This is a genomic window from Bifidobacterium thermophilum, assembly GCF_002846655.1.
GTDB classification, from domain to species: Bacteria; Actinomycetota; Actinomycetes; order Actinomycetales; family Bifidobacteriaceae; genus Bifidobacterium; species Bifidobacterium thermophilum.
Genome location: NZ_PCGX01000007.1, coordinates 100,467 through 124,721 on the forward strand (window position 1 = coordinate 100,467; position 24,255 = coordinate 124,721).

The 24,255-nt window shown below is 61.3% G+C and carries 15 protein-coding genes; 9 read left to right on the plus strand and 6 right to left on the minus strand.

Annotated features, from left to right (window positions below):
- Positions 1-92: 92 nt before the first annotated feature.
- Entirely contained in the window at positions 93-632 is a 540-nt protein-coding gene (locus CQR48_RS02435) for a nucleotidyltransferase domain-containing protein (RefSeq protein ID WP_015450001.1), read from the plus strand.
- Positions 632-1,000, plus strand: a complete 369-nt coding sequence (locus tag CQR48_RS02440) for a HepT-like ribonuclease domain-containing protein (protein WP_015450002.1) — start codon at positions 632-634, stop codon at positions 998-1,000. The genes CQR48_RS02435 and CQR48_RS02440 overlap by 1 nt, the downstream gene beginning before the upstream one ends.
- A 109-nt stretch (positions 1,001-1,109) precedes the next feature.
- On the opposite strand, the gene CQR48_RS02445 is transcribed toward CQR48_RS02440, so the two are convergent.
- From CQR48_RS02445 to CQR48_RS02455, 3 genes are all read right to left on the minus strand, one after another.
- The gene (locus CQR48_RS02445; protein WP_101451885.1) at positions 1,110-2,474 is read right to left on the minus strand and encodes an aspartate aminotransferase family protein; all 1,365 of its coding nucleotides are present in this window, start codon (positions 2,472-2,474) and stop codon (positions 1,110-1,112) included.
- Positions 2,475-3,231: 757 nt separating this feature from the next.
- Positions 3,232-5,967: a bifunctional amino acid transporter/iron-containing alcohol dehydrogenase gene (locus CQR48_RS02450; RefSeq protein ID WP_101451886.1), complete on the minus strand. Its 2,736-nt coding sequence runs from the start codon at positions 5,965-5,967 to the stop codon at positions 3,232-3,234.
- 18 nt (positions 5,968-5,985) lie between these two features.
- On the minus strand, positions 5,986-6,588 hold the full coding sequence (locus CQR48_RS02455; protein ID WP_101451887.1) for a cytidylate kinase-like family protein: 603 nt from the start codon (positions 6,586-6,588) through the stop codon (positions 5,986-5,988).
- A gap of 586 nt (positions 6,589-7,174) precedes the next feature.
- On the opposite strand from CQR48_RS02455, the gene glmM reads away from it, so the two are divergent.
- Together glmM and CQR48_RS02465 are read left to right on the plus strand one after the other, a co-directional pair.
- Positions 7,175-8,575 carry a phosphoglucosamine mutase gene (glmM, locus tag CQR48_RS02460; RefSeq protein ID WP_015450010.1) on the plus strand — a complete coding sequence of 467 codons (1,401 nt, stop codon included), beginning with the start codon at positions 7,175-7,177 and terminating at the stop codon, positions 8,573-8,575.
- Between the two features lie 2 nt (positions 8,576-8,577).
- Entirely contained in the window at positions 8,578-9,234 is a 657-nt protein-coding gene (locus tag CQR48_RS02465) for a peptide deformylase (protein ID WP_015450011.1), read from the plus strand.
- Positions 9,235-10,335: 1,101 nt separating this feature from the next.
- Here CQR48_RS02465 and CQR48_RS02470 read toward each other — a convergent pair.
- Positions 10,336-11,427 carry a hypothetical protein gene (locus CQR48_RS02470; RefSeq protein WP_101451888.1) on the minus strand — a complete coding sequence of 364 codons (1,092 nt, stop codon included), beginning with the start codon at positions 11,425-11,427 and terminating at the stop codon, positions 10,336-10,338.
- A gap of 152 nt (positions 11,428-11,579) precedes the next feature.
- On the opposite strand from CQR48_RS02470, the gene CQR48_RS02475 reads away from it, so the two are divergent.
- On the plus strand, positions 11,580-12,620 hold the full coding sequence (locus CQR48_RS02475; RefSeq protein WP_101451889.1) for an endonuclease/exonuclease/phosphatase family protein: 1,041 nt from the start codon (positions 11,580-11,582) through the stop codon (positions 12,618-12,620).
- A gap of 269 nt (positions 12,621-12,889) precedes the next feature.
- On the opposite strand, the gene CQR48_RS02480 is transcribed toward CQR48_RS02475, so the two are convergent.
- Both CQR48_RS02480 and xseA read right to left on the minus strand, forming a co-directional pair.
- Entirely contained in the window at positions 12,890-13,195 is a 306-nt protein-coding gene (locus CQR48_RS02480) for an exodeoxyribonuclease VII small subunit (RefSeq protein ID WP_101451890.1), read from the minus strand.
- 194 nt (positions 13,196-13,389) lie between these two features.
- Positions 13,390-14,724: an exodeoxyribonuclease VII large subunit gene (gene xseA / locus CQR48_RS02485; RefSeq protein WP_101451891.1), complete on the minus strand. Its 1,335-nt coding sequence runs from the start codon at positions 14,722-14,724 to the stop codon at positions 13,390-13,392.
- 463 nt (positions 14,725-15,187) lie between these two features.
- Between xseA and nrdD the strand changes: the two genes are divergently transcribed.
- The 4 genes from nrdD (at position 15,188) to CQR48_RS02505 (ending at position 24,142) form a co-directional block, all read left to right on the plus strand.
- Positions 15,188-17,536, plus strand: a complete 2,349-nt coding sequence (gene nrdD, locus CQR48_RS02490; RefSeq protein ID WP_371836374.1) for an anaerobic ribonucleoside-triphosphate reductase — start codon at positions 15,188-15,190, stop codon at positions 17,534-17,536.
- Positions 17,537-17,746: 210 nt separating this feature from the next.
- Complete coding sequence (gene nrdG / locus CQR48_RS02495) at positions 17,747-18,460, plus strand: anaerobic ribonucleoside-triphosphate reductase activating protein (RefSeq protein ID WP_081966451.1); 714 nt, start codon at positions 17,747-17,749, stop codon at positions 18,458-18,460.
- A gap of 110 nt (positions 18,461-18,570) precedes the next feature.
- Complete coding sequence (locus tag CQR48_RS02500; protein ID WP_101451892.1) at positions 18,571-19,101, plus strand: voltage-gated chloride channel family protein; 531 nt, start codon at positions 18,571-18,573, stop codon at positions 19,099-19,101.
- Between the two features lie 202 nt (positions 19,102-19,303).
- The gene (locus CQR48_RS02505) at positions 19,304-24,142 is read left to right on the plus strand and encodes an acyl-CoA dehydratase activase-related protein (protein WP_101451893.1); all 4,839 of its coding nucleotides are present in this window, start codon (positions 19,304-19,306) and stop codon (positions 24,140-24,142) included.
- Positions 24,143-24,255 lie beyond the last annotated feature (113 nt).

The window sequence follows — 24,255 nt, forward strand, 5'->3', positions numbered from 1 at the left end:
ACCTTGAGGGCCGGCCGGCTGGCGTTTTGGTGTCGGCCGGCCCTCAGACGTTCGATTCGATGTATGTATAGCATATATGCTATAGTGTTGATATGGACACCATTGACGCATTGAAGGCCCGCCGTCTTGAGGCGGGGTTGAGCCAGCAGACGGTGGCGTCGCGGATGGGCACCACGCAATCGGCATTATCCCGGGCGGAACATGGCGGCAATCCGACCCAGGATTTCCTGCAACGGTATGACGAGGCCCTTTCCGGTCTCACGACGACATCAGACCTCACGGCGGCATCAAGTATCACGATGAAATCCGGCAGTACCGTCGATATCACGACGCTGAAGCTGATCACCGGTGCCATCGCAAAGAAATACGGTCTTGCACAAGTGTATCTGTACGGTTCATTCGCACGTGGGGAGGCGGATGACGATTCCGATATCGACTTGCTGTATGTCTCGCGGGAGGCAAGCCAATCCGGCATGGGCGACCTTGCGCAATTGAAGAATGAACTGGAGCGGTCGTTTGGTAGGGAAGTCTCGCTGACCTCGCTTGCCTCATTGCGCCGGCACGCGCAGCGCAGCCGCGCAAGCAGACGGTTCTACGAGCATATTCAGCGCGATATGGTTCGGGTGGTGTGATGCAACGACGACATGCCGACCAGCGATTCAGGGACGACACGAATCTCATCCGTCTCGCCGAGCATCTGGCCCGCGCAAGCCGTGATGCCAATGCGGTTGCTTCGGCTCAGGAGCTGGAAGCGGATTATATGAGATTCAATTCGGTCGCTATGGATATGGTCCAGGCCCAGGAGGCTGCGCGCAAGCTGTCCGACGGGTTTCTCGAGGAGGTCCCGCAGCTGCCGTGGCATGAACTTCGGGGATTGCGCAATGCCATCGTCCATGAATACGACGAGATCGACTCTGACGCCCTGTACGTCACCGCCACAGTGGATGTTCCCCGGCTGCTTGCCCAGTTGCAGCCGTATCTTGACGCCATCGAGGATTGAACGCCGGTGTCGGCAACGGGGTTCTTGCGGGCATGCAAGTGGCGGGCCATCCGACCGTTGCGATAGGATGACCCGCCACTTGCGTTACTGAGGCAATCGCCTGCGCCGCTTACTTCGCGAGGGCCGCCTTGAGGGACTCTTCGAAGATTTCCAGACCGCGCTTGGTCTGCTCGTCGGTCATGACGAGCGGCGCGAGGAAGCGGATGACATTGCTGTCGGTGCCTGCGGATTCCATGAGCAGACCGCGCTGGAGAGCCTCTTGGATGAGGTTGGCGACGAGCTCGGTGGCAGGCTCCTTGGTCTCACGATCCTTGACGAATTCCACGCCGATCATCGCGCCGAGGCCGCGGATATCGCCGATAACGTCGTACTTCTCGGCCATTGCCTTGAAGCCCGCGGTCACCTGCTCGCCGATGTGGCGTGCCTTGGCCGGGAAGTCCTCTTCCTTGTAGATCTTCATCGCAGCCAGACCGGACGCGCAGGACAGCGGATTGCCGCAGAAGGTGCCGCCGATGGTACCTGCGGGGGCGGCATCCATGACCTCGTCACGGCCGGTAATCGCCGAAATCGGCATGCCACCGGCGAGGGACTTGGCGGTGGTCACGATATCCGGGGCGGCGCCCGCCTCGGCCCAGTATTCGGAGGCGAAGTACTTGCCGGTACGGCAGTTGCCGCACTGGACTTCGTCGGCGATGAGCAGGATACCGTTCTCGTCGCAGATCTTGCGCACGGCCTTGACCCACTCGATCGGGGCGGGGATGAAGCCGCCTTCGCCCTGGAGCGGCTCGACGAGCAGGCAGGCGACTTCATTGGCGGGAATGCCTTGGTCGAACACCTTCTTCAGGCCGTCCACATAGTAGGCGATGGCCTCCGCCTCGGAGTAGCCCTTCGGCGCGCGATACAGGTACGGGTACGGAGCACGGGCGATATCCGCCGGGAACGGGCCCATACCCTTGGAATAGGCCTTCTTCGCGGTGAGAGCCATGGTCAGGTTGGTGCGGCCGTGGAATGCGCCGGAGAAGCAGATGACACCCTGCCGGCCGGTGTAGGACTTGGCGATTTTGATGGCGTTCTCATCGCATTCGGCGCCGGAGTTGGCGAAATAGGTCTTCTTGTGCTCACCGCGACACGGAATCGTCTCGTTCAGACCTTCTGCCAGATCCACGTAGCCTTCATGGCCGATGACGTTGAAAATCGTGTGGAAGTACTTGGTCGCCTGGTCCTGCACGGCCTTGACGAGCTCCGGACGGGAGTAGCCGATGTTGAGCACGCCGACGCCGCCGACCCAGTCAAGGAACTTGTTGCCGTCGAGGTCTTCGAACATGGCGCCTTCGCCGCGCTTGATGCAGATCGGATACGTCGAAGAGCACAGTCCGGCGGGGACGTTCTCGTTGCGCTTCTTGAGGAACTCTTGGGTCTTGGGGCCCGGAACGCTTTCAGTGACGATCTGGGGCATGTCTTCAGCCAATGTCATCGCGGTATCTCCTTGACTATGTATTTCGCAACAACGGTGGCGGAATACTGCGGATTTCGTCGCCGTCTTACCTGACGAGAAAATGTTTAACACCCGCGTGTTGCCCTCCGTTCGGCATTCAGAAACGGGGTCGTTGCTTTGCTGAAACAGGAGTGTTTTGCTCGTAACATTCGCGTCGTACGAGTTGGGCGCATCCGGTCCGGGGGTATTGTTTGTGGGCTTGAAAACAGCGGAATTCCAAGGATTTCCGATTGTTCTGGAATGTTGGTGCTGGGATTGGGAATCCACCTTCGACGCTGCGGTGGCATGGCGCGCGGGCGGGATGCGGGTCGCGATGACTGTCCATAACGTGGACATTTCGACGAGATGATTCCGGCATATATCGACGGGGCATAAACGGGGGTACTGATGGGGTGTACACGGAGAGTGTGTTCGGAAGCGTCGAAGGGACGCAAACGTGCGACCAAGAAGGGTGTCTATGGGGGCATTGACGGGGTGTGCGGCTGATTGAGCCCCCACTCGGAACACATGACGGCCGCCGCATGGCTGCGACCGCATGTCGTATGAAGACGGTTGGCATGCAGTCGGCCTGAGCGACGGCCGTCTGTGATGTGGAGTGATGTAAACGATCCGGAGTGATATGGATGATGATTCTACGATTGCGGAACCAAATTGGGGCAGTTGCTGTGACGTGGTGTCGGTGCGGTACCGCGGCGGATTCGGCGATTGCAGCGAGACCGCACCGACGACCTGCCGGTCACAACGCCTTGCGATACAGTTCGGAGATGTCCTCCGCACTGATTTCAGTACGCGTGTTGGCGATATTGGCAGGGGAGACCTTCATCGCGTTTTGGGTGAGCCACGGGATGTCCGATTCGCTGATGCCCAATTCGCTCAGCGTCACATCGAGCCCGATTTTCCGCTCGAAACCGCGGATTTTCCCGGCGCAATCCTCGGCCGTATAGCCGCCCATAAGCCGCGCCAGCCTGCCGAACTTGAACCGGTCGCCCTGCCATGTGGTGTCCACGACGGTCGGGGCAAGCGCCGCAAGACCCTTGCCATGCGTCACGTTCTTCAAGCCGGAGACCGGATGCTCCATGGCATGCGTCAGCGTGATACCCGCTGTACCAATCACCAGGCCGCCGATTGTAGCCGCTTCGGACATGTGTTCCCAGTCCTTGAGCGTGCCCGTGCCTGCGACAAGCCGTGGCAGGCTGTCGAGGATCAGCGGAAGCGCGTACAGCGCGAGCGCATCGGTGAATGGCTGCGCGTTCTTGGCCGTGAAAGCCTCGAAGCAGTGGCAGAACGCGTCGAAACCGACCGCCGCCAGCTGACTCTTCGGCATGGTCATCATCGCTTCCGGATCCACAATCGAGCGTTTGGCCATGATCGCCGGGCATCGCAGCGACTTCTTGTCGCCGTTCTCCGGGTTCGTGAGCACCGCGAAACCATTGGCTTCGGAACCCGATCCACAGGTGGTGGGGATGAGCACGAGCGGCAGCGCTACATCGCTGGACTTGCGTCCATAGATGTAATCGTTGACATCGCCGTCGTTCTTCGCCATGAACGCGATGCCCTTGGCGCAGTCCATCACCGAACCGCCGCCCAGGCCGACGACCATGTCGTAGCCGCCGTCCTTTGCGAGGCGCGCGCCCTCCTCGACCGTCGTCGTCAGCGGGTTGGCTGACGCCTTGTCGAACAGGCCGGTGGTGATGCCCGCCGCTGTGAGTGAATCGTTGACCTTGTCGTACACGCCGGTTTTCTTGGCGCTGGAACGGCCGGTCACAATAAGCGCCTTGGAACCAAGCGGTTTGGCGAGTTCGCCCGCCTTCGCCAGCGTGCCTGCACCGAAGGTGAGATTGACCGGCGCATAGTAGCTGAACGTGCGTGCCGTGGGCTCGGTTGCCGTTGCTGTAGCCGCCGCGGTGACTGCGGATATCGCCGCCGTGACCTCCGCCTGACCGATGGTCGCGACTTTGGCAGCTGGTGCGGCCCTGACGGCCTCGCCGGCCGCGATGGAAGCGGCTGCGGAGCGCTCGCGAGCGTAATCCTGGTCAAGCTCGTCATTGGCGACTTCGACCAGCGTGCCGAATTTCTTGCCATAGCGGGCCTTGCAAGCGAAGTAGAAGACCACGCCGAGCAGCGCCCAGCCGCCGACGAACGCCCATTCGGTGGGCACGAGGGCCGCCGTGCTGCCGGGGATGCAGTACATGACGACCATGAAGCCGGACATGACGATGGCCATGAAGCCTACGAACTTGTAGTGCTTCACCTTGTACGGGCGTGGCATGTCGGGCATCTTCTTGCGCAGGATCACGAAGGAGATCGCGACCATGCAGTAGGCGACGCAGCATGCGAGGTTGCCGGCGTCCACGATCCACACGAGCATCTTGCGGCCGAGCAGCGGGGCGAGGCAGCTGAGCAGGCCAATCAGGCCGATGGCCACCCACGGTGTCTTGTAGGTCTTGTGCAGCTTGCCGAACACCGGCGGAATCATGTATGACACGGCCATCGAGTACATGGCGCGGCTGCCGCCGATCATGAAGGAGTTCCACGAGGTCACCACGCCGCACAGGCCGCCGACGATCAGCACTTTGGCCATAACATCGGTGTGGAAGGCACGGGCCATGGCGTCGGCTGTCACCAAGCCGCTGCCGGAGCTTTCCGACTGTGCGATGTCGGCTGGGCTGAGCACATAGCCGACGGCGAAGATGATGAGCACATAGAAAGCGACTGCGAGGAGGATTGACAGCAGCAGCATCTTCGCGATCTTCTTCAGCGGCACGTTGATTTCCTCGGCTGCCTGCGGAATCACGTCGAAACCGATGAAATAGAACGGTGTCATCATCGCGACGCGCAGGATATTGCCGAATACGCTCGCGGTGTTGCCGCCGACGAACGCCTGTCCTTCAAGGTTTGACGGATTGCCGCTGATCACGGAGCCGGCGATCAGCAGGATGCCTGCGCCGCCAATCACGCAGGTGAGCACAGTCTGTACGATGGCCGCGGTTTTCGCGCCGCGGATGTTGATATACGTGATGAACAGGGCCATGATGATGGCTACCGCGAGCCAGGAAGCGTAGATGTCGAATCCGGCGACCGTGTACAGATAGCCTTGCAGGAAGCCGGGGAACAGGTAGGTGATGATCGTCGGCATCGCGCATGCCTCGAAGCATACGACGCTTACATAGCCGAGGATGATGGCCCACGTGCACACGAACGACCCGGTCGGGCCCATCGCACGGTGGCTGAACACGTGTTCGCCGCCGCAGTCCGGCATGGCGGGCGTCAGCTCCGCGTAAGTCAGACCGATGAAGAAAATCATGACGCCGCCCAACACGAAGCCGAGCATGGCGCCGACCACGCCGCCGCGGTCAATCCAGTCGCCGCTGGAGACGACCCAGGCCCATCCGATCATGGCGCCGAAGGCGATGACGAGAATGTCCCAGACATTGAAGACCTTGTCGAATTCCGATGCTTTCTTGTCAGTCATTTGGTTCACTTCCTCTCGTCACTCGCCCAGCATTTCGACGAGCGTCAGCAGATATTTCGCGGTTTTGTCCCATCCGAGCAGGCTGGTGTCGAGCAGCAGGTCGCGCTGGCTGCGGTCGCCGCGGTGGGTGCCGGTGATGTACTTGTGCCGCGAATGGTTGAGTTCGTCGTTGTATTCGACGATTTCCCGGGCTTTCTTGGCGTCCACGTGGTCCTGCTCCATGATGGATTCGATGCGCACATCCTTCGGCGCGTACAGGAACACGTCGAGCACGTCGTCGCGGTCGCGCAGTAGGTAGTTGGCGGAACGGCCGATGATGACGCATGACGATTTGTCGGCAAGGTCGTTGATAACCTCGGATTGGGTGAAGATGACGCGGTTGCTCAGGTTCGCGTAGCGCGGGCCGAGCGATGTCTCGAAGGCGTACTGGACGTTCGGCTTCTGGTCGGCCTGCTCGACGAGGCCGCGGCTGACGCCCAGTTGGTTGACGACCTTGTCGACCAGGTCGCGGTCGTAGTATTCGATGCCCAGAGCGTCGGCGAGCATCTTGCCGATTTGCGGGCCGCCTGCGCCGTATTCGCAGCCGATGGTGATGATGACATGGTCCGGGTTGAAGTTCATCGTGCCATCTCCTTGATATGCTTGGTTTCTTTGGTTTCCGGGGTGATTGTGCCGGTCGTGTGCGGGCCAAAAAAGGGGGGTATCGGGTTGCGGCAGGTATCGTTCGGGGTTATGGATTGCATGTGCCGCCGGTGCCGAGCCGGGCCGATATGAAGCCTCCATTGGGTGGTACACGCGTGGGATGTGCTTAGATCTCGTCTGCCCGCGACGATCTTGTGGACCGGTGGAGGACCTGTGAAATCTTTGATTTTGTTATAAGAGCGGAAGGTTTCGGGTGTTGTGTGCCATTCATACGTCGATTACGTGGGCGGAATGTGGACGTAACATTGAGTGTGAGCAACGGGCTGATTCGTTGTCGTGATTGACTTCGCGCGGAATCGGGGGTATCCGCGGGGTGGTTCGGGAGCGTGGGAAAGCTGTTCGAAGACGTTCCACATGTTGGACATGTTCAGACTCGTGGAATGTCAGCGGCAGGTTCCGGCGGTGGGCTTCGCAAATGTTCACCCACACCGGCGGCGGGTTTGGGAGCACGGGTAGGTACGATGGTGTGCAGCATATTCATGTCGAAGAAGCGAGGACTACTACCATGCCGAAAATGTTCGGAACCGATGGCGTGCGCGGGTTAGCGAACAAAGACCTTACCGCCCGACTGGCATTGGATCTGGGGGACGCCGCCGTCCGCGTGCTCGGTCAGGCCGATGCGCCGAAAACCAAGGATGATGACGTGCATTCCGAAGGACGGCGTCGTGCGTTGGTGGGGCGCGACACCCGTGTTTCCGGTGACTTCCTGTCATCTGCGCTGTCTGCGGGTATGAGCGCCGGCGGTTTCGACGTCATCGATGTCGGCATCATCCCGACTCCGGGCATCGCGTTCCTCACCTCCGTGCTTAACGTCGAGATGGGCGCGGTGATTTCCGCCTCCCACAACCCGATGCCCGACAACGGCATCAAGTTCTTCGCACGTGGCGGCTTCAAGCTTCCTGACAGCAAGGAAGACGAGATTGAAGCAGTCCTGGGCAAGGATTGGGACCGCCCGACCGGAGCCGGGGTGGGCCGCGTCAGCCACGACACCGTGACCGCCACGAACCTGTATATCGACCATCTGGTATCCACAATCGCCCCAGTCGTCGGACCAGAGAAAACCCAGCCGAAGCCGCTCGCCGGCCTGCGTCTGGTCGCCGACTGCGCCAACGGCGCCACATCCGTGGTCGCCCCGGAAGCGTTGCGCCGCGCCGGTGCGGAAGTCATCGTGATCAACGCATCCCCGGACGGCTACAATATCAACGATCATGCAGGGTCCACGCATCCTGAGCAACTCCAAGCCATGGTCAAGGCCACGGGCAGTGCGATGGGCGTCGCCTTCGATGGTGATGCGGACCGCTGCCTAGCTGTGGACGAGGACGGCACCATGGTCAACGGCGATCAGATCATGGGCATCCTCGCGCGCGCCAAGAAACGCGAAGGCAAGCTCAACCACGACACGCTCGTGGTGACGGTGATGAGCAACCTCGGCTTGAAGCTCGCTCTCAAAGACATGGGCATCAAGACCGTGCAGACCAACGTCGGCGACCGGTACGTGCTCGAGGAGATGCTGCGCGGCGACTATTCGCTGGGCGGTGAACAGTCCGGCCACGTGATTAACCGCGAGTTCGCCACGACCGGCGACGGCACACTGACCGCGCTGACCTTGTGCAACGAAGTCGTCAAATCCGGCAAGAGCCTCAAGCAGCTCGCCGCTGACTTCCCGCAACTGCCGCAGCAGCTGGTCAACGTCCGGTGCTCCAACAAGCAGGCGGTTACCACGAACGCTGCCGTGCAGAAGGCCGTTGAAAAGGAAACCGCGTTGCTGGGGGAGACCGGTCGTGTGTTGCTGCGCCCGAGTGGCACCGAACCATTGGTGCGCGTGATGGCTGAGGCCGCCACCCAACAGCAAGCGGACGAGGTGTGCGACCGTCTCGCCAAGATTGTCGCGGAGGAACTGGCATGAGCATGTTCACACGAGGCTCGAGTATCGATTTGGGATTGAACCGTGCGGTTGAAAGCCTGCTCAGGTCCGGCGACAGCGAAGGCATCCTCCCGATCGTCCAAGTGGGTGAGCCGGTGCTGCGCCAGCCGACGCGCCGCTACAACGGGCAACTGAGCAAGAACACCCTCACCAAACTCGTCCAGGCGATGCGAACCACCATGCTCGAAGCGCCAGGTGTCGGTCTTGCCGCCCCGCAAATCGGGCTTGGCATCGCGCTCGCCGTGGTCGAGGACCATATCCGTGACGACCAGGACGATCCGCGCGAGATATCCGAATTCCCGTTCCACGCAATCATCAACCCGTCCTACCAGCCGATTGGTACCGAAACGCGCAGCTTCTACGAAGGTTGCCTGAGTTTTGACGGCTATCAGGCGGTGCGCAAGCGTTGGCGCAATATCACCGCGCGTTGGCAGGATATGGACGGCACGTGGCACGAGGAGCAACTGCACGGATGGCCGGCTCGTATCTTCCAGCATGAGACCGATCATCTCAGCGGCGAGCTGTACATCGACCGGGCTCAGATTCGTTCGCTGGCAACCGATGAGAACGTCGAAGATTACTGGTGCGACGATCCGGTGCCGATTGCCGCGGCAAAGGAGCTCGGGTTCAAACTCAGCTGAGCTAGGTATCAGGCTCCTTGGCCGTGCGCGGCTGAGGGCGTTGCTGATTGAGCCGATTGCAGGGCAGGATGCCTGCGAGCCGAACGATGACCGGCCGGGGTTGCGCCACCGCACACGCGGATGCGGCGCGACCCCGGCCGGTTGTCGTTTCCGTGTCATCGTTTCCGTGTTGTCGTTTCCGTGTTGTCGTTTCTATGTTGTCGTTTCCGTGTTGTCGTTTCTATGTTGTCGTATCGCCTGACGACTGCCCGTTGCCCGCACAAAGGCGCGCGTTGGCGTCATTGTGTGAGGATTGGCTCACATACTGACGGTCGGGATGGCTTCGGCGGGTTGGTTTGGCTTGGTCTGGTGTGGTTGTGTGAGGATTCGCTCACACGATGACGGTTGGGGCGGTGCCTGGTGACTGGTTTGGCTTGGTCTGGTGTGGTTGTGCGAGGATTGGCTCACATACTGACGGCCTGACTAGCTTCGGGTGGCAGGTTTGGCTGGGTTGTACGGTGTTGTGTGAGGATTCACTCACACTTTGACGGTCGGGATGGCTTCGGCGGGTTGGTTTGGCTTGGTCTGGTGTGGTTGTGTGAGGATTGGCTCACATACTGACGGTTGGGGCGGTGCCTGGTGACTGGTTTGGCTTGGTCTGGTGTGGTTGTGTGAGGATTGGCTCACATACTGACGGCCTGACTAGCTTCGGGTGGCAGGTTTGGCTGGGTTGTACGGTGTTGTGTGAGGATTCACTCACACTTTGACGGTCGGGATGGCTTCGGCGGGTTGGTTTGGCTTGGTCGGGTGGCGTTCTGTGCCGGTATTCGACGAAACGCCACGGTATTCGGCACGTGATGTATGCCACGGCATGCGCCGCGCGCGACATGGGCACATGAAATCCTGTGAAACGTGACATGCCACGGAACACGATACGCGGAACGCACCACGCCACGTGCAATCCTGCGCGGTGACATCGTCTAGCACTGCTGTCGCCAGGCTTCGACGCCGTTCAACATCACTGTCACCGGACGCGGCGGTCACCCAATGCGGCGGTCATCCAATGCGGCGGTCACCCAACTCGACCGCCATCACCCTGCACGCCGCAGTAGCCTTGCAGACTCACCGCCCCTGCGCGAGTTCGTATTGCGCCAGATCGAGGATGGTGTGCCACTCGTCAGGGGCCAGCTGCGGCGGAATCAGCGCCATCTGCTGGTAGGGGTCGTCGGCGAGCACGCGCCCGGCGAAGTCCCGCAGCTGCCGCCACTGTCCGCGCCTGATGAGCTGCGCCGCATACGCGTCGGCCATCGGCTCGATGTCACTGTGCTCGCTGAGCATGCGGTCGGCCTGCTCGTCCTCCCCGCACATGCGCAACACGTCATGCCGCAGCATGAGCATCGACATGTCGAACTGCTCGCGGATGCCGCCCGCCGACACATCGACAAGATTCCCCTCGGAATCCATCATGAGATTGCCCGCCGGGTCGTCCTTGTCATTGGAGCGGATATCGCGCTCGACCGATGCCATGGTCGCTTGCGCCCGGTCTATCGCATCGTAGACAAATACCCGCGTGTCATCCCATTGCGCAAACGGCAGCGAGCACGAGATAAGCTGAACCATCTGCACCGGGTTGAACCGGAAATCATCCTGACAAGCCGCTGATACGATACTGGAGAGCGCTTGCCCGCCGGTGACCGGATCCGCGTGCTGGGCCACGCTGTCGAAATAAATGCGCGTCTCGTCAATCAGGCGCTTGAGATAGGCGAGTCCTTCGCCTTCCCGGTCGGCGATGCTACCGAGGAACGAGGACGTCGTAATCAGCGCGGTGGCGAGATTGCCGGCCGCGTCGCACCACCTCGTGCTCATCAGCGCGTTTCCGACGACCGCCTCGACCCCGGACAGCGCTCCGGTGCTGTAGTAGAAGGTCGGCATGTCCGTGCGGTTGATGCCGTCAGTGCCGTCAGCTTGCGGAGTCGGGCTGAGCGAATCCATGGCGCGTAAATACCAACGAATCGGCGCGTCGATGGTCTGCTTCGTCTCCTCAGGGGGAGCCACGGGTATGTCTTCGCGCTCGGCGTCATCGCTTTGCGCGTCATCATGAATGGAACGATCCCACAGGAACGTCGGCCCTTGCAAGCCGGAATGGCTCAGCAGGTCATTGGCGAAGTCCCGTAATGCTTCGAAATGTTGGGGTGGTGTGGTGGGTTCGGTCATGCGGGTCCTTCTCATGTCGGTTGGTTCAAGCATAGCCGACTGGTGAGCATTGCGCGATGGTTCGCTTGTCTGTGACGGCGGGCGGGCGTTCGCGCATTACAGTGGTGAGGATACATGTGGTGAGGATATACGACAAGGAAAACGGAGATGTGATGGCTGGAACACCCAATTCGTCAGCGCCTGCGGTGAAGCCGAAACGCAAGCACGTGCTTTCTGGCGTGCTTGCGGCATTGCTGATGATTGTCGCCGTCTTGGGGACGATTGCGCGGGCGCTGCCTGCTGATTTGCAGTCGCTGCCGTATGTTCCGGTCGTCGTCTCGCTGACCCCGTGGTTCGTGCCGCTCGCCGTGGTGGCGTTGCTGCTCGCACTGTTCTCGAATCGTTGGTTTGTGGCGCTGATTGCGTTGGCGTGCGTCGCGGCGCAGGTGTGGTGGCAGGCGCCGTTTTTCCGCTCCCAGGCCGCGTTGTCACAGGATGCGGTGACGGCGGTCGGTCAGGCGCATGCGGTGACCGGCGACCATTATGCGAGGGTGATGACGCTCAACGTGTTCAAAGGGCAGACCGACCCGCAGGCTGTGGTCGATTTGGTACGTGACGAGCGTGTTGAGGTGCTCGCCTTGCAGGAGACCACGGACGCGTTCGTCAAACAGCTGGAAGCGGATGGTATCGGCGATTATTTGCCGTATTCGCAGGTCTCATCGTCTGACGGCGTGTACGGCAACGGTCTGTGGTCCGCCGTTGCTCTCGACCGTCCCGTCGACGACGAGGTCAATTCCAGCGCCTCGTTCATGCCCGCGGGGACGGTTGATATGGGCGGCGTGCAGGTGCGGTTCATCTCCGTGCATACCACGTCGCCGCAGCCCGGGTATTGGTCCCAGTGGAACAGAGCGCTAAACGAGCTGTCCCTGATGCAGCAGAAAACCGGTACGGCGTATGTGATGATGGGGGATTTCAACGCCACATACGACCATGCCGCTTTCCGCGATATCCTCGGTTCGAGGTTCTCTGACGCCACACGCCAGGCAGGGCATGGTTTGGTGTTCACATGGCCGGCGAACCATACCGGCGTGCCCGCCTTCGCCGGCATTGACCACATCCTGATTGACCAGGGCATGGTCGCCGGGCAGGTGCAGTCCAAGCATGTGGCCGGTTCGGACCATGTGGCGCTGCTCGCCACATTGCAGGTGGCATAACAGCGCATTCACAGGTGGCGTGACGGCGCATCGCACCGGGTATGGCGATGCGCCTGCGGGGTGTCATCTGTGGGGCGTCGCATGTGGAGTGATTGCGGTTGCGCATGGTACGGCAGCGTAGACGCGCATCGGCTCACGTTGCTTGGCGGGCCGCAGCTAGACGGGCGCGCACCCGGCGGACGGCCATTCGGCTAACGGCCACCCCGCTTCGGCTTGCCGCCGCACAGCTTCGGCTGGACCCGCCTGCAAAACGCCCGCCAAGCCGGCGGTCACTCGAGGTTGGACTGGGTTCCCGCGGTGTCGGCAGAAGTCTGCTGCTCGGCCTGCGCGGCGTCAAGCTTGGCGCGGACTTGGTCAAGCAAGGTCTGGGCGCGCTTGGCAAGCGCTTCGCCGAGCTCCCACTGGCGCATGGACTGGTCGAGGTTCAGCCCGCCGGCTTCGAGCGCCTGCACCGCCTGGATCAGCTGGTCGCGCGCCTCCTCATAGGACATGGACGCGATACGCTCGCGCTCCTCTTGGGTCAGGCTGGAAGCCGTGGTGTTGGTCTTCTGGGGATTCTGTGCTTCAACTGTCATCGGTGTTCCTTCCATGGGTGTTGATGATTGATAGTGGTGATTGATGTCGATGATTGATAGGCGGATTGTCGGTTGCGTTGCGATGGGCTGGGGTCGTGGCGTTGCGCGGGTGAAGCTGTGCCTGCTGGTGGCCATATGGCGGCAGGCACCAAACAAGCACCACACGGGCATCGCACGGGCGCGCCGCAACCGCGTCAGTCGCCGGTGTCGATGTGGTTTCCGCCCGTCTGCCCTTTGACTTCGGCGAGCAGGGTGCCGTGGTGCAGGGTGATCGACAGTTGCTCTCCCATGCTCGCATCGGCCGCGTTGTCAAGCACATGCCCATCAGCGGTCTGCACGACGGCGTACCCGCGGTTCAAGGTCGCCTGCGGGCTCATGGCGGTGAGGCTGGCGTGGAGCTTCTCGACGGTCATGCCGGCGTCGTCGATGATTCGGGTCAACCCATATCGCATGCGTTGCACGGCGTCGTCAACCAGCCGCTGATGCGGTTCGAGCATGGTACTCGGGTTGGTCAGGCTCGGCCGGTTCGCATAGCCTTCGATAAGCCGCTGCTCGTTGCCGACCATGGCGTCCATTCGCAGATTCATGCGTTGCCAGGCGTTGGCGATGAGCTGCCACTGCTCACGCACGTCTGGTACGACCTTCTTTGCCGCATCCGTCGGCGTCGAGGCGCGAAGATCGGCGGCCAAATCGATGAGCGTCCAGTCGTCCTCATGCCCGATTGCCGAGACGATTGGTTTGCGGCATGCCGCCGTGGCACGTACCACGTTTTCGTCGGAGAAGCCGATGAGGTCTTCGAAACTGCCGCCGCCGCGCGCGACGATGATGACGTCCACTCTCGGGTCGTCGTCGAGCTTGCGGATCGCTTGGACCACCTCCGGCGGGCACTGCGCACCCTGGACGTGGACATGCTCAATCACGAAGTCCACCGCCGGCCAACGCAGGTTCACGTTGGTGATGACATCGCCTTCGGCGCGGGCCTGGGGTGCGCAAATCAGGCCGATGCAACGGGGGAATTCCGGAAGCGGAATCTTGTTTTCGGCGTCGAACAGGCCTTCGCCTTTGAGCTTCTTGCGCAGTTCGTCGATTTGCACCTTGAGGTCGCCGGCTCCCACGCGGCGGATGTCGTCGGCGATGAAACTCAGGCGTGTCGCCTTCACCCACACTTCCGGCTTGCCATGGACAACGACGCGCTCGCCCTGTTTGAACTCGCGGGCCATCGCGACGAAGTTCCTGAACCCCATGACGGACATCGAGATGTCCTGGGTGTTGTCGCGCAGTGTGATGTAGCCAGACGTACTGCGCCGCATGTTGATTTCGACAATCTGGCCTTCGACCCACGACGCCGGCCAGCGTTCGACGGCATCATGGTATTTCTGGCTGACCACGCTGACCGGCCAAGGGTTCTCCGCGGTGGTGTCGCGGGCGAGCCGCGGCAGCTGGTCGAGTGGCTTGGGCGCGTCGGCGTTGCCGGGGGCTGCCACGGCATTGCCATAGCCGTAATTCGCTTCCTGATACCCGTACTGCATATGCCTTCCCTTCGCGCCGTGGGCGTGGCGTGCCACTTGCGTGCGTGGCGTGACTGCCCTACCCGTCCGCCGTCGGCTGACGTAGCCTGACGGATGTTCGATGGCCTCTACTGTTGCGCATCGAACGGACAATTTCATTGCGCGCGCGCCCGCGTATATCACTCTTTCATGGGTGGTGGTGGCGTGTCGGAAACGACACGCTGAGGTGCTCGTGTAATCCTCATCACATTTGCCGCTTATTGGCGGAACGATGCGGATTGCTACTATATCTTGGGCAACACTCGGTGATCGTGCACTATATCTCGTGGTACAGTCGATGTGGCAAATACAGAACGATGAAGGCCGGGAGGCGCCCGGCCAAGGGAAAGGACGGAACCCAATGGACATGCAGGTTCTTGATGTGCCTCGGACCGCCACCCCGGACAGCGATGTGGCAGACACTGTCGCGGAAGGGAAGTCGGATATGGGCAAGGTGCTCGTCGAGAAGCGTGACGGCCGAATCGTCGAATTCGACCCGATTAACATCATCAGCGCCGTCAAGTCCGCCTTCAAGGATCTCGACAAGGAGATCGGCCCGGAGGAGGAGCAGCTGATTCGCGACCTCGCCAACCAGGTCGAAGGCGAAATCAAGGAACGCTACAACGGTCCTGCCAAGATCGAGGACATCCAGAACCTGGTCGAGCACGGCCTCATCGAAGACCATCTGTATGAGGTCGCCCGCAACTACACGACCTATCGTCTGAACAAGGACATCGAGCGCGCCAAGGCCACCGATATCAACGAAGCGGTCAGCCGTCTGGTCAACCGCGACGAATCCCTCGTGCGTGAGAACGCAAACAAGGATTCCAACGTCTATGCCACGCAGCGTGACTTGCTCGCCGGCGCCGTTTCTAAGGCGTCCGCGTTCTCCATGCTGCCTGACGCCGTGTCCAACGCCCATATGAAGGGCGACATCCACTTCCATGATGCCGATTACTCGCCGTTCACTGCGATGACCAACTGCTCGCTGCCGGACTTCGGCGACATGCTCGCTCACGGGTTCGAGCTTGGCAACGCGATGATGGACTCCCCGAAGTCCATCGGCACCGCCGCCACGCAGATCACGCAGATCATCAAGGACATCGCGGGCGCACAGTACGGCGGCCAGACCGTCAACCGCGCCGACGAGATGCTTGAGCCGTATGCGAAGCTCGACTATGAAAAGCATCTGAAGATGGCCCACGCCATGTTCCCCGACGATATGCCGGTCGAGGCTGCGAAAACTGTTGTGCGTGGACTCAAGGCCCAGGAGCCGTCCGGGCTGCATTTCGAGAACCGCGCGCCGCTGCCCGACGACGTCCCGTTTGACGCGGATGCCGAGCCTATCCAGCAGATTCGCGAAATCTATGCGAAGATCATGACCCGCAAGGCGATTTATGACGCCATGCAGACCATGGAATATCAGATTAATTCCAACCGTGTGTCCAACGGTCAGACCCCGTTCGTCACCGTCGGTTTCGGCCTGGGCACCTCCTGGTTCGCCCGTGAGATCCAGCGTTCCATTCTGCTCAACCGCATCCGCGGCTTGGGCAAGGATCGCCATACCGCGATCTTCCCGAAGCTCGTGTTCACCATCAAACACGGCATCAACGCCGACCCGGGCGACCCGAACTACGACATGAAGCAGCTGGCGCTCGAATGCTCCACCAAGCGCATGTACCCGGATGTCGTTTTCTATGACAACATCGTCAAGATCACCGGCTCCTTCAAAGCCCCGATGGGCTGCCGTTCCTTCCTGCAGGGTTGGATCGACCCCAAGACCGGCAAGGATGTCGAAGACGGCCGCATGAACCTCGGCGTCGTCACCGTCAACGTGCCGCGTATCGCCCTTGAGTCCCACGGCGACAAGGACCGCTTCTGGAAGCTGTTCGACGAGCGTATGGAAGTCGCGCACCAGGCGCTGCAGTTCCGCATCATGCGCTGCAAGCAGGCCACCCCGGTCAACGCGCCGACCCTGTTCCGCTATGGTGCCTTCGGACGCCTCGGCGCCAACGACAACGTCGACCAGCTCTTCCGCAACGAGCGTGCCACCGTTTCTCTGGGCTATATCGGCCTGTACGAGGCGACGGCTGTGTTCTACGGTAAGAACTGGATGCGCGACCACAGCTGGGATCCGGAAGGCAAAGAGTTCGCGCTGTCCATTGTCAAGCGCATGAACCAGCTGTGCAAGCAGTGGTGCAAGGCCGAAGGCTACCATTACTCGGTGTACTCCACGCCGGCGGAAAGCCTCACTGACCGCTTCAACCGCATGGACCGCGAGAAGTTCGGCCGCGTAGAAGGCGTGACCGACCACGACTTCTACACCAACTCCTTCCACTACCCGGTGTGGCTGTCCCCGACGCCGATGGAGAAGCTCGACTACGAGAAGGACTTCCCCTACTACGCGTCCGGTGGCTTCATCAACTACTGCGAGTTCCCGTGCCTGCAGGACAATCCCAAGGCGCTTGAGGCTGTGTGGGATTACGCCTACAAGATCGGCATCGGCTACCTGGGCACCAACACCCCGATCGATCACTGCTTCGTGTGCGGTTTCCAAGGTGACTTCGAGCCGACCGAAGAGGGCTTCAAGTGCCCCGAGTGTGGCAACTCCGACCCTGACAAGTGCAATGTGACCAAGCGCACGTGCGGATACCTCGGCAACCCGGTCCAGCGCCCGATGGTGCATGGCCGCCACGAGGAAATCGCCCACCGCGTCAAGCACATGAGCGGCGAAACTGGCCATGTGACGCTCAAGGACGGTTCCGAGCGCGAATGGTTCGAGGAGACCAAGTAGCCCGGAGCGCATAATCCGGAGCGCAACATCCGGAAAACATAGCCCGGAAAACACCGGGAGCAGGCCGCCAGACGGATATCCGAAGGCGGCGAACCGGGAAACAATGATGACGGCCGTGATGCACGCTGCACACGGCCGTCATTGCCGTGCGGGCAAGCTTCGGCGGCGTGCCCGGAATACAACAAGGAGCTAAGGAGCAGGGGAGTACAGATGGCAGCAACGACATTGCACGATTTCGCGGCGGGGGAGACCGACCGCGGTCCGTTCATCCCGACCAACCGGTCGAACAACCCGAAAGCCGGACAGTGGACGAACCGGATGAGCCACAATATGATCGCCGACTACAAGCGGTTCCTTATGACCGATGGCGAAGGCATCCGCTGTTCCCTGTACGTGTCCGGATGCCCGTTCCACTGCGTGGAATGCTACAACAAGTCCATCTGGGATTTCCAAGCAGGCCATGAATACAATGACGCGCTCGAGGCGCAAATCATGGACGACCTGTCCCAGTCATACGTGCAGGGCATCACCTTCCTTGGCGGCGAGCCCTTGCTCAATACGGGCGTGTTGCTGCCGCTGGCACGCAAAATCCGCGAACGTTTCGGCCATACGAAAGACATCTGGTGCTGGACCGGCTACACGTGGGAGGAGCTCATGCGCCCCGGCGAGACCCCGGACAAACTCGATCTGCTACACGAGATCGATATTCTCGTCGACGGCCGGTATATCAAGGACCTGCACGATTCTTTGCTGCAATTCCGCGGTTCGAGCAATCAGCGGATCATCGACGTGCAGAAATCCTTTGTGGCGGGCGAGCCTGTCATCTGGAGCAAACTGCACGACCAGGAGCGCTTCATCCCGGAAATCTATGGCAAGGATCGCGCCGCCGGGGAAGGTAACGATAGCATCTCCGCCGAACAGTAAATCACCTGGCGTGCGTCCGTCTCGCGCCTGTTTCCCACAAACTGTCTACGCTGGGAAAGCCGTTTGCGTAGCTGGTTTGTGAGGGATGAGCGATTACAGTGGCTAGGGTGATGACTGGCATCCGCGCGCTGTCGGGGCGCATCAACGTGCCGATGACCGTGCGTCTGCTAGTCGGCGGCGTACTCGTCGCGCTCGTGGTCACCATACTGCCGGTGCTGTCGACATCCGGACAACACCAAATCCACACCATCAGCACGCTGTTCGCAAGCCTCGGTGCTGGCGCACTGTTCGCACTCGCCGGCGGAAAGCTCCTGTTTGCGCAGTTGTGCATCGAATGCAGATGGACGGGCAGCGACATTTTCCCGATTATGTTCGCCGCGTTGCTGCACGGGGGCGCGCTCGCCAAGCTGTTGCCCGGCTGCCAGCCGGTGGTTGTGGTGATGACGGTCGCCTTCTGCACGGCCATCGTGCTGGTCGGCAACGCCCCGCTCGCCGGCATCCTCATGGCGTTCTTCCCGGCGAGACTCCTGCCCTTGGAACTGGTAGTCACCCTGCTCGCCTGGGGCGCTATGCGAGCGACCACCGCGGTGTCGGCCGCGGTGAAACGCCGGATGCCGGCAAAGACATCGGCACGCTCCTGACCGGGCATGCGCGTGTTCCAACTCGCGGGTAGCACAAATCCGCGGGACAGATACCCGACATCTGTCCTGTTTCGCTGGGGGCGAGTTCTGCTGACGTCCGTATGCGTTAGCATTCACTAGAGGAAATTCGGCGGGGCGGGCAGGTGCACGGTTTGAGGTCGGCACCGCCCGGCACTCCGCCGACAATGGATATGAGGTGCAGATGGTGGAACAGGGAGAACATGTCATGACCGGCGAACACGGGAGGAAACCGTTGCGTGTCGGTCTCGACATCGGATCGACCACGGTCAAGGCGGTCGTGCTCGATCAGGGCGACACGCTTGACGATGTGTTGTTCTCCGATTATCGGCGCCATCACGCCAACGTCCGCGCCACAGTGGCTGGGCTGCTTGAGGACATCCGCACTGCGCTCGACAAGCTCGGACGCGGGGATGAGCCGATTCGGCTCGCAATCACCGGCTCCGGCGGCCTGACACTCGCCGACAACATCCACGTGCCCTTCATCCAGGAAGTCATCGCCGAAACCCGCGCGATTGACCAGGAAATCCCGCAAGCCGACGTCATCATCGAGCTCGGTGGCGAGGACGCGAAAATCACGTATTTGAAGCCCACCCCTGAGCAGCGCATGAACGGTTCGTGCGCGGGCGGCACCGGCGCATTCATCGACCAGATGGCCACCCTGTTGGATACGGATGCGGCCGGCCTCAACGAAATGGCCAAGCATTACCAGACCTTGTACCCGATTGCTTCGCGTTGCGGCGTGTTCGCGAAATCCGATTTGCAGCCGCTTATCAACGACGGCGCGGCGAAACCCGATTTGGCGGCTTCGATCTTCACCGCCGTCGCCACGCAGACAATCGCGGGCCTTGCTTCCGGCAGGCCAATCCACGGCAACGTCGTCTTCCTCGGCGGGCCGCTGTTCTTCATGTCCGAGCTGCGCGAAGCCTTCCACCGTGCGCTCGAAGGCAAGGTCGACGAGTTCATCACCCCGAGCAACGCCCATTTGTATGTCGCGTTCGGTGCTGCACTCATCGCCGGCGACGACAACGACGACGATGACGACACAAGCACCGCCACGGTCGCCGAACCACGCACTTGCACGCAGATTCTTGATGATTTGGAGCGACTGAAGAACCTGCCGAGCAATACGAAGACCATGCCGCCGCTGTTCCCCACCGAGGCGGACCGCGAGGCGTTCAATGCCCGTCACCACCGCGAACACGTGCATGTGGGCACGCTCGAAGGGGCGTCCGGCCCGCACTTCCTTGGCATCGATGCGGGTTCGACCACCATCAAGGCGACCCTCGTCAACGACGACCGCGAAATCGTATGGTCCTCCTACGCCACGAACGAGGGCAGCCCGCTGACCGCCGCCGTGGATATCGTCAAACGCATCCAGGCGCAGCTGCCGCCTGAAGCGTGGATTGCGCGTTCTTGTGCGACCGGCTACGGCGAAGGTCTGATTTCCACCGGTCTGCACTTGGATGAGGGCGTCGTCGAGACGATGGCGCACTACCGTGGCGCCGAAATGGTCAGCCCCGGCGTGACTGCCGTCATCGATATCGGCGGCCAGGACATGAAATACCTCGCCATCACCGACGGGGTCATCGACTCGATTGCCGTCAACGAGGCCTGCTCGTCCGGCTGCGGATCCTTCCTGCAGACTTTCGCCCAGTCCATGGGGTTGAGCATCGAGGAATTCACGCAGAAAGCCCTGAACTCCACACATCCGGTAGATCTGGGCTCGCGTTGCACCGTGTTCATGAACTCCTCCGTCAAACAGGCCCAGAAGGAGGGTGCCTCCATCGAGGACATCGCCGCCGGCCTGTGCTATTCGGTCGTGCGCAACGCACTGTACAAGGTCATCAAACTGCGTGACGCCGACGCGCTCGGCGACACGGTCGTCGTCCAAGGCGGCACCTTCCTCAACGATGCCGTGCTACGCGCTTTCGAACTGCTGACCAAACGCGAGGTCACCCGCCCGAACATCGCCGGCCTTATGGGCGCGTACGGCGCCGCCCTGACCGCCCGCATGCATTACGTCGACGCTGCGGACGATGATCCGGCCGCCGAGCACACGCGTTCCGGCATCCTGAGCGGTCAGGCGCTTGACAATCTGTCAATGACCACGTCCCGTGATGTGTGCAAGCTGTGCCAGAACCACTGCAAGCTCACCATCACGACCTTCCAGGACGGTTCGCGCTACGTGACCGGTAACCGGTGTGAACGCGGTGGCGACGCGAAGAAGAAGCGTTCCGACCGGCCGAACCTGTACGACTACAAGTACAAGCGCTGCTTCGCCTACCGCCGCTTGACCGACAAGAAGGCGACCCGCGGCGAAATCGGCATTCCGCGCGTGCTCAACATGTACGAGAACTACCCGTTCTGGTTCACCCTGCTCACCAATCTCGGCTTCAAGGTCATCATCTCCGGGCGTTCCAGCCACGAACTGTTCGAAACCGGCATCGAATCCATCGCCTCCGAGAACATCTGTTATCCTGCGAAGCTGGTGCACGGCCATATCAAATGGCTGCTCAACAAGGGTGTCAAGACGATTTTCTACCCGTGCGTGAGCTACGAGGAGAACCTCGTGCCCAACACCGACAACCACTACAATTGCCCGGTCGTCGCGAACTACCCGGTCGTCATCGGCGCGAATATGCCCGAACTGCGCGAACCCGGCATCCGCTACATGCGCCCCTATTTCAACCTCGCCAACCATGAGCTTATGGCTAAGCGCATTGTCGAGGAATTCGCATGGGCGAACGTGACGATGGACGAGGCCCAAGAGGCGGTCAAGGCTGCATACGCCGAGGATAAGCTGTTCAAGCATGACGTGCAGCAGGAAGGCTTGCGCGCGCTCGCGTACATGAAGGAGCATGATTGCCGCGGCATCGTGCTCGCCGGGCGGCCTTACCATATCGATCCTGAAGTCAACCACGGCATTCCCGAGACGATTTGCTCGCTGGGTATGGTCGTGCTGTCCGAGGATTCGATCTGCGAGCTGCAGCCCGGTGAGGATTTGCATTTGAGCGACTATCTGGCCGCGGGGGAGAAGAACCCCCGTGCCAAGGATTCTGCGGGATTCCGCGAGGTGGGCGACCGCAAGGTCACACGCATGCCGTTGCGCGTGCAGAACCAGTGGGCTTACCATGCCCGCTTGTATGCGGCGGCGCGCTTCGTGTCCTCCTATCCGGGGCTTGAACTCGTGCAGCTCAACTCCTTCGGCTGCGGCCTCGACGCCATCACCACCGACCAGGTCAGCGAAATCCTCGCCGACAAGGCCGACGTGTACACCGTGCTCAAAATCGACGAGGTCAGCAACCTCGGCGCGGCCAAGATCCGTCTGCGTTCGCTGAAAGCCGCCGTCGAGGAGCGTGAACGCAACTCCGAATTGCGCGACGGCCACAAGTCGTCGGAATCTCCCGAATCGCTGGAACCGCAGCCCGCGCAAACTGCATCCGACAGCGGCTTCCGCCACACCGGCGGCCCTGCTCCGACCCCGGGACGTCAGGCGATGCTCGACACCGTGATGGCCGAGAATCCGAAGCTCACCGAGGCGGTCAGGAAGGCCGCGCGCCGCAATGCCCAAACATCGCAGCAGGACGGCTCGAAGACTGGCAAGCGCGGCGGATCCGCCCGCAACGAGGCCACCATGAGCCGGTACGCGCACAAGGTCCGCTTCGAGAAATCCATGCGCGACTACACCATCGTCGTACCGCAGATGAGCCCCGTCCACTTCTCGCTGGTTGAATCCGTCATCCGCTCAGGCGGCTACACATGCGACGTACTCAAGCACGCGAGCAACGAGGACGTGGAAACCGGCCTCAAATACGTGAACAACGACGCCTGCTATCCGGCGATCATGGTCGTCGGACAACTGGTGGACGCCATCATCCAAGGCAAGTACGATCCCAATCATGTGGCGCTCGCCATTTCGCAGACCGGCGGCATGTGCCGAGCCACCAACTACTACGGTCTGATCCGCAAGGCGCTGATTGACGCCGGATATCCACAGATTCCGGTCATCGCGCTGAGCTTCCAGGGGCTGGAAAGCAACCCGGGCTTCAAAGCGACACCGGCGATGCTGGAGCGTGCCGGCAAAGCGCTCGTGTACGGCGATTTGCTCATGAAATGCCTGTACCGTGTCCGCCCCTACGAGGCGGAACCGGGCAGCGCGAACGCCCTATATGAACAGTGGGATACAATCCTGCGCGAGACCATCGAACACCACGGGTATTCCAAGACTGCCAAACGCGTGTACGGCAAGGGGTATTGGGTTTATCCGCAGCTGCTCAAGAAGATCGTGCGCACTTTCGACGAGCTGCCGCTACGGGATATCCCGCGCAAGCCGCGTGTCGGTGTGGTAGGTGAGATTCTCGTCAAATACCATCCGGACGCCAACAACCATGTCGTCGACCAGATCGAGGCGCAAGGTTGCGAGGCTGTGGTGCCGGGCATTATCGAATTCATGACCCAGCACCCGTACACCGACAAGTGGAACGAGGACCATCTGGGCACCGGCGGTAGCCAGACTATGGACGCGATCATGCGGTGGGCGCTCAACCGCGGGCTCAACCCGGTACGTCGCGCCATCGCCACCGCGCACGGCAAGTTCAGCCAGGACGAACGCATGGAGCAGCTCGTCAAGACTGCCGACGAGGTTACGTCAGTCGGCGTGCAAGCGGGCGAAGGCTGGCTGCTGACCGCCGAGATCATCGAGCTGATCGAGTCCGGGTGCCCGAATATCGTGTGCGCGCAGCCCTTCGCGTGCCTGCCGAACCATGTGACCGGGCGCGGCATGTTCGGCAAGATCCGCCGTCTGTACCCGCAGGCCAACATCGTGTCGATCGACTATGATCCGGGCGCCTCGGAGGCGAACCAGCTCAACCGTTTGAAGCTGATGATCGCCGCTGCCAAGAAGAATCACAAGGCGCATCTCGATGAGCCGATGCACGGCCGGGCAAGCGGGCGCGCCGGCGAGAGTGGAGCGTCCGCGCCGTCGCCAGACGCATCGGCGCCGCTGTCTACGGCAGACTGAACGCGATTCTGGCGTCGGACCGATAGATACCGGCGCCAGGCATACGCGTTGCGCCCGGAGTGTGTGTGGGGGGCACGCTCCACTTTGCCGCTCAACATCGCTACCTCGCGCCT

Bases quoted from the DNA above. Each gene is read 5' to 3' on its own strand.
- xseA (WP_101451891.1), bottom strand. From the start codon at position 14,724: ATGCAGTACGGGTATCAGGAAGCGAATTACGGCTATGGCAATGCCGTG.
- CQR48_RS02500 (WP_101451892.1), top strand. From the start codon at position 18,571: ATGACTGGCATCCGCGCGCTGTCGGGGCGCATCAACGTGCCGATGACC.
- nrdD (WP_371836374.1), top strand. From the start codon at position 15,188: ATGGGCAAGGTGCTCGTCGAGAAGCGTGACGGCCGAATCGTCGAATTC.
- CQR48_RS02505 (WP_101451893.1), top strand. From the start codon at position 19,304: ATGGTGGAACAGGGAGAACATGTCATGACCGGCGAACACGGGAGGAAA.
- CQR48_RS02480 (WP_101451890.1), bottom strand. From the start codon at position 13,195: ATGACAGTTGAAGCACAGAATCCCCAGAAGACCAACACCACGGCTTCC.
- CQR48_RS02445 (WP_101451885.1), bottom strand. From the start codon at position 2,474: ATGACATTGGCTGAAGACATGCCCCAGATCGTCACTGAAAGCGTTCCG.
- CQR48_RS02435 (WP_015450001.1), top strand. From the start codon at position 93: ATGGACACCATTGACGCATTGAAGGCCCGCCGTCTTGAGGCGGGGTTG.
- glmM (WP_015450010.1), top strand. From the start codon at position 7,175: ATGCCGAAAATGTTCGGAACCGATGGCGTGCGCGGGTTAGCGAACAAA.
- CQR48_RS02465 (WP_015450011.1), top strand. From the start codon at position 8,578: ATGTTCACACGAGGCTCGAGTATCGATTTGGGATTGAACCGTGCGGTT.
- CQR48_RS02470 (WP_101451888.1), bottom strand. From the start codon at position 11,427: ATGACCGAACCCACCACACCACCCCAACATTTCGAAGCATTACGGGAC.
- CQR48_RS02455 (WP_101451887.1), bottom strand. From the start codon at position 6,588: ATGAACTTCAACCCGGACCATGTCATCATCACCATCGGCTGCGAATAC.
- CQR48_RS02475 (WP_101451889.1), top strand. From the start codon at position 11,580: ATGGCTGGAACACCCAATTCGTCAGCGCCTGCGGTGAAGCCGAAACGC.
- CQR48_RS02440 (WP_015450002.1), top strand. From the start codon at position 632: ATGCAACGACGACATGCCGACCAGCGATTCAGGGACGACACGAATCTC.
- CQR48_RS02450 (WP_101451886.1), bottom strand. From the start codon at position 5,967: ATGACTGACAAGAAAGCATCGGAATTCGACAAGGTCTTCAATGTCTGG.
- nrdG (WP_081966451.1), top strand. From the start codon at position 17,747: ATGGCAGCAACGACATTGCACGATTTCGCGGCGGGGGAGACCGACCGC.